We start from the raw sequence: 11,858 nt of genomic DNA on the forward strand, positions 1-11,858 counted from the left end.
AGCCGTCCCGGTAGCGGTTTCCCCGAACGTGGTCTTGCTCGCACGGGCAGACGAAGAACCCGGCACGGGCACACGAAGAGAAGCGGGCCGCTCCCCGCAAGGGGAACGGCCCGCCACCGCCTCACGTGAGGCGCAGGTCAGTCCCTGGCCTCCGCAAGCAGCTTCTGGATCCGGCTCACGCCCTCGACGAGGTCCTCGTCACCCAGCGCGTACGACAGCCGCAGGTACCCGGGCGTACCGAACGCCTCACCCGGCACGACCGCGACCTCGGCCTCCTCCAGGATCAGCGCGGCCAGCTCGACCGTGTCCTTGGGCCGCTTGCCCCGGATCTCCTTGCCGACCAGCGCCTTCACGGACGGGTACGCGTAGAACGCGCCCTCCGGCTCCGGGCAGACCACGCCGTCGATCTCGTTCAGCATCCGCACGATGGTCTTGCGGCGCCGGTCGAACGCCTCACGCATCGTCGCCACGGCGTCCAGGTCACCGGAGACGGCGGCCAGCGCCGCGGCCTGGGCGACGTTGGAGACGTTGGACGTGGCGTGCGACTGCAGGTTCGTCGCGGCCTTGACCACGTCCTTCGGGCCGATGATCCACCCCACGCGCCAGCCGGTCATCGCGTACGTCTTGGCGACACCGTTGACCACGACGCACTTGTCGCGCAGCTCGGGCAGCACCGCCGGGAGCGAGACCGCCGAGGCGCCGCCGTAGACGAGGTGCTCGTAGATCTCGTCGGTCAGCACCCACAGGCCGTGCTCCACGGCCCAGCGGCCGATGGCCTCGGTCTCCTGCTCGCTGTAGACCGCGCCCGTCGGGTTCGACGGCGAGACGAAGAGCACGACCTTCGTCTTCTCCGTACGGGCCGCCTCCAGCTGCTCGACGGTCACCCGGTAGCCGGTCGTCTCGTCGGCGACGACCTCCACCGGGACACCCCCGGCCAGCCGGATCGACTCCGGGTACGTCGTCCAGTACGGCGCGGGCACGATGACCTCGTCGCCCGGGTCGAGGATCGCGGCGAAGGCCTCGTAGATGGCCTGCTTGCCGCCGTTGGTGACGAGGATCTGCGAGGCGTCGACCTCGTAGCCCGAGTCGCGCAGCGTCTTCGCGGCGATGGCGGCCTTCAGCTCGGGGAGGCCACCGGCCGGCGTGTAGCGGTGGAACTTCGGGTTCTTACAGGCCTCGATGGCGGCCTGGACGATGTAGTCCGGGGTCGGGAAGTCGGGCTCGCCGGCGCCGAAGCCGATCACCGGCCGCCCGGCGGCCTTGAGGGCCTTGGCCTTGGCGTCCACGGCGAGGGTGGCGGACTCGGAGATCGCGCCGACTCGGGCGGAGACCCGGCGCTCGGTGGGAGGGGTTGCAGCGCTCATGGGCCCCATCGTTTCAGACAGGAAACGAGGGCGGCACGGGGGTTTCACAGACTGAACAACGCCGGGCAGACCCCTGAACACCAGTCCGGATCCCGCGCGCGGCCAGGCCGATCTTCAGCCGATATCCCGGCATCCGGTGCCCTCGCGGCAGGCGATCTTCCGCCAACGTGCCCGTCCCGCGGCCCTATCTGTTCGACGACCGGCCGCGGACCACGTACACTCTCACCTCGTTGGCCTCTCGCAGGCCGCGCCCGTCCGGTGCACACCAGGCATCCGGACGGATGCGGTACGTTGGGGGACACACAAAGGGTCGTAGCTCAATTGGTAGAGCACTGGTCTCCAAAACCAGCGGTTGGGGGTTCAAGTCCCTCCGGCCCTGCTACACACACCTTCGCCAGGATGTGTGCGCATGTACGTACAGCAATGCACCGCCGTGCGGCTCAGACCGGGCGCGGCACGGCCACGACCCGGAATCAGGTGAGGACGAGTGACGGACGCCGTGGGCTCCATCGACATGCCTGATGCCCAGGACGAGGCGCCGGAGTCCAAGAAGACCCGCAAGGGCGGCAAGCGCGGAAAGAAGGGCCCGCTGAAGCGGCTCGCCCTCTTCTACCGCCAGATCGTCGCGGAGCTGCGCAAGGTCGTCTGGCCGAGCCGCAACCAGCTCACGACGTATACGACCGTGGTGATCATCTTCGTCGTCATCATGATCGGCCTGGTCACCGTGATTGACTATGGGCTCAGCCACGCCGCCAAGTACGTGTTCGGCTGAGCAGCCCGCGAAGAGCGCCGAGGTACCCGGCGCTCCTTTCGCATGTTCCACCCCTATGTATCCAGGAAGAAGCAGCCACCGTGTCTGACCCGAACGTGAACGACGCCATCGAGCCCGTCGAGTCCGTCGAGGACGAGCTCGACACCGTCGAGGGCGCGGACAGCGAGGACACCGAGACCTCCCCCGAGGTCGAGGCTGCCGACGCCGTCGCGGACGACGACGCCGCCGAGGCGGAGACCGAGACCGACGAAGCGGTCGAGGAGACCGACGAAGAGGTCGAGGCCGAGGCCGAGGCCGAGGAAGAGCCCGAGGACGACCGCGACCCGATCGAGAAGCTCCGCGAGGAACTGCGGGTCCTGCCCGGCGAGTGGTACGTCATCCACACCTACGCCGGCTACGAGAACCGCGTGAAGACCAACCTGGAGCAGCGCGCCGTCTCGCTCAACGTCGAGGACTACATCTTCCAGGCCGAGGTGCCGCAGGAAGAGGTCGTCCAGATCAAGAACGGCGACCGCAAGACGATCAAGCAGAACAAGCTCCCGGGCTACGTCCTGGTCCGCATGGACCTGACGAACGAGTCCTGGGGCGTCGTCCGCAACACCCCCGGCGTGACCGGCTTCGTGGGCAACGCCTACGACCCGTACCCGCTGACCCTGGACGAGATCGTCAAGATGCTCGCCCCGGAGGCCGAGGAGAAGGCCGCCCGCGAGGCCGCCGAGGCCGAGGGCAAGCCGGCTCCGCAGCGCAAGGTCGAGGTCCAGGTGCTGGACTTCGAGGTCGGCGACTCGGTCACCGTCACCGACGGCCCGTTCGCCACGCTGCAGGCGACCATCAACGAGATCAACCCCGACTCGAAGAAGGTCAAGGGCCTCGTGGAGATCTTCGGCCGCGAGACGCCGGTCGAGCTCTCCTTCGACCAGATCCAGAAGAACTAGTTTTCTTCCGGACCCACAGCTTCCGCGCAGGTCAGGCGAACGCTCCGGCGCTTGTCTGACCTGCTCGGTTTTTGGCCGCGCATCCATACCCGTTATCGTTGTGCGGTATGCCTGCATCCGGGTGGTCCCCGGGCGCGGGCAGGACCCGAACCGAAAGGACCCGGAGAGCTATGCCTCCCAAGAAGAAGAAGGTCACGGGGCTCATCAAGCTCCAGATCCAGGCCGGTGCCGCCAACCCGGCCCCGCCAGTCGGCCCCGCGCTGGGTCAGCACGGCGTCAACATCATGGAGTTCTGCAAGGCCTACAACGCCGCGACCGAGTCGCAGCGTGGCTGGGTCATCCCGGTGGAGATCACGGTCTACGAGGACCGCTCCTTCACCTTCGTCACGAAGACCCCGCCGGCCGCCAAGATGATCCTGAAGGCCGCGGGCATCGAGAAGGGCTCCGGCGAGCCGCACAAGACCAAGGTCGCCAAGATCACCCAGGCGCAGGTCCGCGAGATCGCCGAGACCAAGATGCCCGACCTCAACGCCAACGACCTGGACGCCGCGTCGAAGATCATCGCCGGCACCGCCCGTTCCATGGGCGTCACGGTCGAGGGCTGAGCCCCAACCTCCATCAGCAGAAGTGGCAGGGCCTGCTCGGCCCGGACCACGACTCCTAAGAATCCACAGGAGCAGTAGTGAGCAAGCGCAGCAAGTCCCTTCGCGCTGCGGACGCCAAGGTCGACCGGGAGAAGCTCTACGCCCCGCTCGAGGCCGTCCGTCTCGCCAAGGAGACCTCCACGACCAAGTTCGACGGCACCGTCGAGGTCGCCTTCCGCCTGGGTGTCGACCCGCGCAAGGCCGACCAGATGGTCCGTGGCACCGTGAACCTCCCGCACGGCACCGGCAAGACCGCCCGGGTCCTGGTCTTCGCGACCGGTGACCGTGCCGAGGCCGCGCGTGCCGCGGGCGCCGACATCGTCGGCGCCGACGAGCTGATCGACGAGGTGTCGAAGGGCCGTCTGGACTTCGACGCCGTCGTCGCCACCCCGGACCTCATGGGCAAGGTCGGCCGCCTCGGCCGCGTGCTCGGTCCGCGTGGTCTGATGCCGAACCCGAAGACCGGCACCGTCACCCCCGACACCGCCAAGGCCGTCACCGAGATCAAGGGCGGCAAGATCGAGTTCCGCGTCGACAAGCACTCGAACCTGCACTTCATCATCGGCAAGACGTCGTTCGACGACACCAAGCTGGTGGAGAACTACGGCGCCGCGCTGGAGGAGATCCTCCGTCTGAAGCCGTCCGCCGCCAAGGGTCGCTACATCAAGAAGGCCGCCATCAGCACCACGATGGGCCCCGGCATTCCGCTCGACCCGAACCGCACCCGCAACCTCCTCGTCGAGGAGGACCCGGCCGCGGTCTGAGCCTGCACGCTCACGCAACCGGTCACGGGCCCCGCACCTCTCACAGGTGCGGGGCCCGTTCCCTTTTCCGGTACGCGCGTCCCCGGCCTGGGTTAACGTGCGGGAACCGGATGGGAACGGGGGACGTATGCAGGGCACGACCGTGCGCCGAGCGGGCCTGGCGCTCGCGGCGACCGCGCTGGCGGGAGTGGCCGCCTGCACCTCCCCGGACCCCGCCGACCGCCCCGGCGCGGACGACCGCGCCCCGCGCGGCGGCTCCCTGGCGGCCCTGCGCTCCGCCGAGCGCGCCACCGAGCGGGCCGGCTCCGCCCGGGTGGAGTCCACGACGACCATGGGCTCGCTGATGTCCATGACCGCCGACGGCACCCTCGGCTGGCGCGACGGCATCACCGGCACGCTGACCATCACCTACACCGGCGGCACGATCGCCGACACCATGCGCCGGCTGGGCACCACCTCCATGGAGGCCCGCTACCTGCCCGACGCGTACTACGCGCGCATGGGCGAGAAGTTCGCCGAGAAGGCCGGCGGCAAGCGCTGGATCCGGTACGGCTACGACGACCTCGAAGCCCTCGACGGCGGCTCCGGCGCCCACCTGGGCGACCAGATGCGCTCCACCACGCCCCACCAGTCCGTCCAGCTGTTGCTCTCCTCCGGGGACGTCCGCAAGACCGGCGAGGAGACCGTGCGCGGCCGGCCCGCCACGCACTGGTCCGGCACGGTGGACACGGCGGACGTGAGCGACGACGGCCTGCGGAAGCGGCTCACCGAGGCCGGTGTCACCTCCGAGACCGTCGACATCTGGGTCGACGAGCGCGACCTCCTGGTCAAGAAGGTGGAGAAGGCGCGGATGCCCGACGGCCTGATGACCCAGACCGCGCACTACGGCGACTACGGCGTACGGGTCCGTGCCGAGCGGCCCCCGCGCTCCGACACCGGGGATTTCGAGGACCTCCTGAGGCAGGGGACCGGGCGGCCCTGAGGCCCGGAATCCCGATAGATCACTTGTGCCCCACTGGGATAGGCTCACCGCCTTGCTGTGCAGCAAGCATGCATTCCTTGGGGGGAATCAATGAACAAGTCCATACCCGCCGCCGGTCTCGGTGCCCTGCTGCTCGCCGCCGGCGCGGTCGGCTGTGGAGCCGAGGAGTCGCCGGAGATGACCCCGGCCGCCGCCGTCGCCAAGGCGGCGAAGAACACGGAAGACATCACGTCCCTCCACTACCGCATGAGCGGTACGGCGCCGGAGTCCGGCAAGGTCAAGGGCGAGGCGTCCATGCGCCTGAAGCCCACGATCGCCATGAGCATGAAGGTCTCGGCGTCGGGCCAGGCGGCCGCCGCCGGGGAGACGGAGATCCGCCTCGTCGACAAGGCCATGTACATCGGTGGGGGAGCCGAGATGGCCAAGGAGATGGACGGCAAGACCTGGATGAAGTTCGACCTGTCCGGCTCCGAGGCCGGCAAGGAACTGGACCAGCTGGGTTCGCCCAGCCAGGCCGAGCAGAACCCGGCGGCGGAGTCCACCTTCCTCACGGGTGCCAAGGACGTGAAGAAGGTCGGCACCGAGAAGGTCGACGGCGTCGAGACGACCCACTACTCGGGCACGGTCACCCTCGCCGACCTGCGCGCCTCCCTCAAGAAGGAGGACGCGGAGACCCGCGAGCGGCGCGAGAAGAGCATCAAGCAGTACGAGAAGATGGGCGTCGACAAGCTCACGATGGACATGTGGATCGACGGTGACGACCACACCAAGCAGTTCCGCACCAAGGGCGACACCGACAAGGGCCCGCTCGACATGACCATCACCTTCCTCGACTACAACGAGCCGGTGGAGATCAAGGCCCCGCCCGCCAAGGACGTCGCCGACCTCGCCGACCTGTTCAAGGACCTCGACGCGAGCTGATCCGGCCGGCCCCGCCGGTCCGTCGTACGGGCGATTTGCTTGACAGCGACCCGTTCCCGTACGCTCCTACAGAAGCCAAAGACCGCTGGTCGTTACCGCGCGCTCTTATCGAGGGCGCGGTGGCCGAAGGATCCGCTGAACGGCGGACGACCCGCGCAGGTGACACAGGAGAAGCTCCCGGAGTGCGCCGCCTCGTGCGTGCGTGAATCCGGTCGAGCTACGCCCCGTGCGCTTGCGCCGGGGCGTTTCGTTTTCCCCAGTCCTCCTTCGGGTCCGCGCGGTCCGAATCACCCGGAAGGAGGCCGAGGCTCTATGGCGAGGCCCGACAAGGCTGCCGCGGTTGCCGAGCTGACGGACAAGTTCCGCAGCTCCAACGCCGCTGTGCTGACCGAGTACCGCGGTCTCACCGTGGCGCAGCTCAAGACGCTGCGTCGTTCGCTCGGTGAGAACGCCCAGTACGCCGTGGTGAAGAACACGCTGACCAAGATTGCGGCCAATGAGGCCGGGATCACGCTCGAGGACCAGCTCTTCGCTGGTCCGACGGCCGTCGCCTTCGTCACCGGTGACCCGGTGGAGTCGGCGAAGGGTCTTCGTGACTTCGCCAAGGACAACCCGAATCTCATCATCAAGGGCGGTGTCCTTGACGGCAAGGCGCTGTCCGCCGATGAGATCAAGAAGCTTGCGGACCTCGAGTCCCGCGAGGTTCTGCTCTCCAAGCTGGCCGGTGCCATGAAGGGCAAGCAGTCCCAGGCTGCCTCTGTCTTCCAGGCGCTGCCGTCGAAGCTCGTCCGCACCGTGGACGCGCTCCGTGCCAAGCAGGACGAGCAGGGCGGTGCCGAGTAACTCGGCTCGCATCCCGGCCGCCGCTGCCTGAACGCGGCGACCGTAGCGGGCCAGTAGTACGCCCGCCTCACATGTACATCCGGCACCTGCCGATTTAGTGGAAGGACCGCCAATCATGGCGAAGCTCAGCCAGGAAGACCTGCTCGCGCAGTTCGAGGAGATGACCCTCATCGAGCTCTCCGAGTTCGTGAAGGCGTTCGAGGAGAAGTTCGACGTCACCGCCGCTGCGGCCGCCCCGGTCGTCGTCGCCGGTGGTGCCGCTGGTGGCGCCGCCGCCGAGGCCGCCGAGGAGAAGGACGAGTTCGACGTCATCCTCACCGGTGCCGGCGACAAGAAGATCCAGGTCATCAAGGTCGTGCGTGAGCTCACCTCCCTGGGCCTGAAGGAGGCCAAGGACCTGGTCGACGGTGCGCCGAAGCCGGTTCTGGAGAAGGTCAACAAGGAGGCCGCCGACAAGGCCAAGGAGTCCCTCGAGGGCGCCGGTGCGTCCGTCGAGGTCAAGTAAGACCTCCGGGATCCGCCAGGATCCACAACGCGTCCCTCAGGACGTGTAACGCGTAAGCGCCGAGGAGCGATCATCCATCCGGGTGGTCGCTCTTCGGCGTTCCCGGGGTGCGGCCACGGTTGCCTTGCGGCCTCCGTGGCGGGGGGTATGGTGATCTTCGTCGTGTCTCCGGGCGGCCCGGGTTCGGGCAGGGGGGCCTTGACGAACCGCACGCAGCGCGCAATTCTCAGGACGCGTCGTCACAAGGATCCAATCCGAGGCATGGATCGGCGACGAAGAGGGCAGTATCAACGTGCGTTGAGGGCAGGGCCTTGTCGCAGGAGTGGAACAACGAGGGTGAACACGGGTTCCAGAACCCGCACTGGACATCAGTGTGCCAAGTGGCTACACTGACCCTTTGCGCTGCCTGTTAGCTGTCCCCTGCCCGTCACCAGGGGTCTGCCCTCGCCCGAGCATCGATGACAAGACATGCCTGACCTGGCCTTTCGGCCGTGTGGGCACAGCTTGTCTCCGTGTACGGGAGAGGGGCCGGTACGCGCGTAGTGAGTCCGAGCCCTCGGAAGGACCCCCTCTTGGCCGCCTCGCGCAACGCCTCGACCGCGAATACGAACAACGCCGCCAGCACTGCCCCGCTGCGCATCTCTTTTGCAAAGATCAAGGAGCCTCTTGAGGTTCCGAACCTGCTCGCGCTGCAGACCGAGAGCTTCGACTGGCTGCTCGGCAACACCGCCTGGCAGAGTCGGGTCGAGGAGGCTCTCGAGAACGGTCAGGACGTCCCCACCAAGTCCGGGCTCGAGGAGATCTTCGAGGAGATCTCCCCGATCGAGGACTTCAGCGGGTCGATGTCGCTGACCTTCCGCGACCACCGCTTCGAGCCGCCGAAGAACTCGATCGACGAGTGCAAGGAGCGCGACTTCACGTACGCCGCCCCGCTCTTCGTCACGGCCGAGTTCACGAACAACGAGACCGGCGAGATCAAGTCCCAGACGGTCTTCATGGGCGACTTCCCGCTCATGACGAACAAGGGCACCTTCGTCATCAACGGCACCGAGCGTGTCGTGGTGTCGCAGCTCGTCCGTTCGCCCGGTGTCTACTTCGACTCCTCCATCGACAAGACGTCCGACAAGGACATCTTCTCCGCCAAGATCATCCCGTCCCGGGGTGCCTGGCTGGAGATGGAGATCGACAAGCGCGACATGGTCGGTGTCCGCATCGACCGCAAGCGCAAGCAGTCCGTCACCGTCCTGCTCAAGGCGCTCGGCTGGACCACCGAGCAGATCCTCGAGGAGTTCGGCGAGTACGAGTCCATGCGCGCCACCCTGGAGAAGGACCACACCCAGGGCCAGGACGACGCGCTGCTCGACATCTACCGCAAGCTGCGTCCGGGCGAGCCCCCCACGCGTGAGGCCGCGCAGACGCTGCTGGAGAACCTCTACTTCAACCCCAAGCGCTACGACCTGGCCAAGGTCGGCCGCTACAAGGTCAACAAGAAGCTGGGTGCGGACGCTCCGCTCGACGCGGGCATCCTGACCGTCGAGGACATCATCTCGACGATCAAGTACCTGGTGAAGCTGCACGCCGGCGAGACCGAGACGGTCGGGGACAGCGGCACGACGATCGTCGTCGAGACCGACGACATCGACCACTTCGGCAACCGCCGCCTGCGCAGCGTCGGCGAGCTCATCCAGAACCAGGTCCGCACGGGTCTGGCGCGTATGGAGCGTGTCGTCCGCGAGCGGATGACGACCCAGGACGTCGAGGCGATCACGCCGCAGACCCTGATCAACATCCGGCCGGTCGTCGCCTCCATCAAGGAGTTCTTCGGCACCAGCCAGCTGTCGCAGTTCATGGACCAGAACAACCCGCTGTCGGGTCTCACCCACAAGCGCCGTCTGTCGGCTCTCGGCCCGGGTGGTCTGTCCCGTGAGCGGGCCGGCTTCGAGGTCCGTGACGTGCACCCCTCGCACTACGGCCGCATGTGCCCGATCGAGACGCCCGAAGGCCCGAACATCGGTCTGATCGGCTCGCTCGCCTCCTACGGCCGGGTCAACGCGTTCGGTTTCGTCGAGACCCCGTACCGCAAGGTCATCGACGGCCAGGTCACCGACGAGGTCGACTACCTGACCGCCGACGAGGAGGACCGCTTCGTCATCGCGCAGGCCAACGCCACGCTCGGTGACGACATGCGGTTCGCCGAGGCCCGGGTGCTCGTCCGCCGCAAGGGCGGCGAGGTCGACTACGTCGGCCCCGAGGACGTGGACTACATGGACGTCTCGCCGCGCCAGATGGTGTCGGTCGCGACCGCCATGATCCCCTTCCTCGAGCACGACGACGCCAACCGTGCCCTCATGGGCGCGAACATGATGCGTCAGGCCGTGCCGCTGATTAAGTCCGAGTCCCCGCTCGTCGGCACCGGCATGGAGTACCGCTCCGCGGTCGACGCCGGCGACGTGGTCAAGGCCGAGAAGCCGGGTGTGGTCCAGGAGGTCTCCGCGGACTACATCACCACCGCCAACGACGACGGCACGTACATCACGTACCGCCTGGCCAAGTTCGCCCGCTCCAACCAGGGCACCTCGGTCAACCAGAAGGTCATCGTCAACGAGGGCGACCGGATCATCGAAGGCCAGGTCCTGGCCGACGGTCCGGCCACCCAGAACGGCGAGATGGCGCTGGGCAAGAACCTGCTCGTGGCGTTCATGCCGTGGGAGGGTCACAACTACGAGGACGCGATCATCCTGTCGCAGCGCCTCGTGCAGGACGACGTCCTCTCCTCGATCCACATCGAGGAGCACGAGGTCGACGCCCGTGACACCAAGCTCGGCCCCGAGGAGATCACCCGGGACATCCCGAACGTCTCCGAGGAGGTCCTCGCCGACCTCGACGAGCGCGGCATCATCCGCATCGGTGCCGAGGTCATCGCCGGCGACATCCTCGTCGGCAAGGTGACCCCCAAGGGTGAGACCGAGCTGACCCCCGAGGAGCGCCTGCTGCGCGCGATCTTCGGTGAGAAGGCCCGTGAGGTCCGTGACACCTCGCTGAAGGTGCCGCACGGCGAGACCGGCAAGGTCATCGGCGTCCGCGTCTTCGACCGCGAGGAGGGCGACGAGCTTCCCCCCGGTGTGAACCAGCTGGTGCGCGTCTACGTCGCGCAGAAGCGCAAGATCACCGACGGTGACAAGCTCGCCGGCCGTCACGGCAACAAGGGCGTCATCTCGAAGATCCTGCCGATCGAGGACATGCCGTTCCTGGAAGACGGCACCCCGGTCGACATCATCCTCAACCCGCTGGGTGTGCCGTCCCGAATGAACCCGGGACAGGTCCTGGAGATCCACCTCGGCTGGCTCGCCAGCCGCGGCTGGGACGTCTCCGGCCTCGCGGAGGAGTGGGCGCAGCGGCTGCAGGCCATCGGCGCCGACAAGGTCGAGCCCGGCACCAACGTCGCGACCCCGGTCTTCGACGGTGCCCGCGAGGACGAGCTGGCCGGTCTGCTCAACCACACCATCCCGAACCGGGACGGCGAGCGCATGGTGCTCCCGACCGGCAAGGCGCGGCTGTTCGACGGCCGCAGCGGTGAGCCGTTCCCGGACCCGATCTCGGTCGGGTACATGTACATCCTCAAGCTGCACCACCTGGTCGACGACAAGCTGCACGCCCGCTCGACCGGCCCGTACTCGATGATCACCCAGCAGCCGCTGGGTGGTAAGGCCCAGTTCGGTGGCCAGCGGTTCGGCGAGATGGAGGTGTGGGCACTCGAGGCGTACGGCGCCGCCTACGCGCTCCAGGAGCTGCTGACCATCAAGTCCGACGACGTCACCGGCCGCGTGAAGGTCTACGAGGCCATCGTCAAGGGCGAGAACATCCCCGAGCCCGGCATCCCCGAGTCCTTCAAGGTGCTCATCAAGGAGATGCAGTCCCTCTGCCTGAACGTGGAGGTGCTGTCCAGCGACGGTATGTCCATCGAGATGCGTGACACCGACGAGGACGTCTTCCGCGCTGCGGAGGAGCTCGGCATCGACCTGTCCCGGCGCGAGCCGAGCAGCGTCGAAGAGGTCTGACGGGAGTCCGGCGGGCCTTGGCCAGACCAAGGCCCGCCGGCCCCAGGACCCCCGTTTCAGACCAAAGACT

General features: G+C 67.5%; 10 protein-coding genes and 1 tRNA gene. 10 read left to right on the plus strand and 1 reads right to left on the minus strand.

Going from position 1 to position 11,858, the window contains the following annotated elements; all coding sequences use genetic code 11:
* Window positions 1–137: 137 nt before the first annotated feature.
* On the minus strand, window positions 138–1,364 hold the full coding sequence (locus tag CHR28_RS16625; protein ID WP_094054433.1) for a pyridoxal phosphate-dependent aminotransferase: 1,227 nt from the start codon (window positions 1,362–1,364) through the stop codon (window positions 138–140).
* 306 nt (window positions 1,365–1,670) lie between these two features.
* On the opposite strand from CHR28_RS16625, the gene CHR28_RS16630 reads away from it, so the two are divergent.
* The 10 genes from CHR28_RS16630 to rpoB all read left to right on the plus strand — a co-directional run bounded on the left by CHR28_RS16630 (window position 1,671) and on the right by rpoB (window position 11,788).
* Window positions 1,671–1,743 (plus strand) — tRNA-Trp (locus tag CHR28_RS16630).
* 108 nt (window positions 1,744–1,851) lie between these two features.
* Window positions 1,852–2,136 carry a preprotein translocase subunit SecE gene (gene secE / locus CHR28_RS16635; RefSeq protein WP_094054434.1) on the plus strand — a complete coding sequence of 95 codons (285 nt, stop codon included), beginning with the start codon at window positions 1,852–1,854 and terminating at the stop codon, window positions 2,134–2,136.
* An 80-nt stretch (window positions 2,137–2,216) separates the two neighbouring features.
* Window positions 2,217–3,071: a transcription termination/antitermination protein NusG gene (gene nusG / locus CHR28_RS16640; RefSeq protein ID WP_094054435.1), complete on the plus strand. Its 855-nt coding sequence runs from the start codon at window positions 2,217–2,219 to the stop codon at window positions 3,069–3,071.
* Window positions 3,072–3,241: 170 nt separating this feature from the next.
* Entirely contained in the window at window positions 3,242–3,676 is a 435-nt protein-coding gene (rplK, locus tag CHR28_RS16645; protein WP_094054436.1) for a 50S ribosomal protein L11, read from the plus strand.
* A gap of 77 nt (window positions 3,677–3,753) precedes the next feature.
* Complete coding sequence (gene rplA / locus CHR28_RS16650) at window positions 3,754–4,479, plus strand: 50S ribosomal protein L1 (protein WP_094054437.1); 726 nt, start codon at window positions 3,754–3,756, stop codon at window positions 4,477–4,479.
* Window positions 4,480–4,606: 127 nt separating this feature from the next.
* Entirely contained in the window at window positions 4,607–5,461 is an 855-nt protein-coding gene (locus tag CHR28_RS16655; protein ID WP_094054438.1) for a hypothetical protein, read from the plus strand.
* 90 nt (window positions 5,462–5,551) lie between these two features.
* On the plus strand, window positions 5,552–6,382 hold the full coding sequence (locus CHR28_RS16660; RefSeq protein ID WP_094054439.1) for a DUF1396 domain-containing protein: 831 nt from the start codon (window positions 5,552–5,554) through the stop codon (window positions 6,380–6,382).
* Window positions 6,383–6,694: 312 nt separating this feature from the next.
* A complete protein-coding gene (gene rplJ / locus CHR28_RS16665; protein ID WP_094054440.1) occupies window positions 6,695–7,225 on the plus strand; it encodes a 50S ribosomal protein L10 in 531 nt (176 codons plus the stop codon).
* A 115-nt stretch (window positions 7,226–7,340) separates the two neighbouring features.
* Window positions 7,341–7,730: a 50S ribosomal protein L7/L12 gene (gene rplL, locus CHR28_RS16670; RefSeq protein WP_003998852.1), complete on the plus strand. Its 390-nt coding sequence runs from the start codon at window positions 7,341–7,343 to the stop codon at window positions 7,728–7,730.
* Between the two features lie 572 nt (window positions 7,731–8,302).
* Window positions 8,303–11,788, plus strand: coding sequence for a DNA-directed RNA polymerase subunit beta (rpoB, locus tag CHR28_RS16680; protein WP_094054441.1), 3,486 nt, complete (start codon window positions 8,303–8,305; stop codon window positions 11,786–11,788).
* The last annotated feature ends 70 nt before the right edge of the window (window positions 11,789–11,858 follow it).

Origin of the sequence: Streptomyces sp. XY006 (assembly GCF_002237655.1) — a bacterium.
GTDB lineage: Bacteria > Actinomycetota > Actinomycetes > Streptomycetales > Streptomycetaceae > Streptomyces > Streptomyces levis.

Coding starts and splice junctions, on each gene's coding strand:
- CHR28_RS16625 (WP_094054433.1), bottom strand. CDS start 1,364: ATGAGCGCTGCAACCCCTCCCACCGAGCGCCGGGTCTCCGCCCGAGTC.
- rplL (WP_003998852.1), top strand. CDS start 7,341: ATGGCGAAGCTCAGCCAGGAAGACCTGCTCGCGCAGTTCGAGGAGATG.
- rplJ (WP_094054440.1), top strand. CDS start 6,695: ATGGCGAGGCCCGACAAGGCTGCCGCGGTTGCCGAGCTGACGGACAAG.
- CHR28_RS16655 (WP_094054438.1), top strand. CDS start 4,607: ATGCAGGGCACGACCGTGCGCCGAGCGGGCCTGGCGCTCGCGGCGACC.
- CHR28_RS16660 (WP_094054439.1), top strand. CDS start 5,552: ATGAACAAGTCCATACCCGCCGCCGGTCTCGGTGCCCTGCTGCTCGCC.
- rplK (WP_094054436.1), top strand. CDS start 3,242: ATGCCTCCCAAGAAGAAGAAGGTCACGGGGCTCATCAAGCTCCAGATC.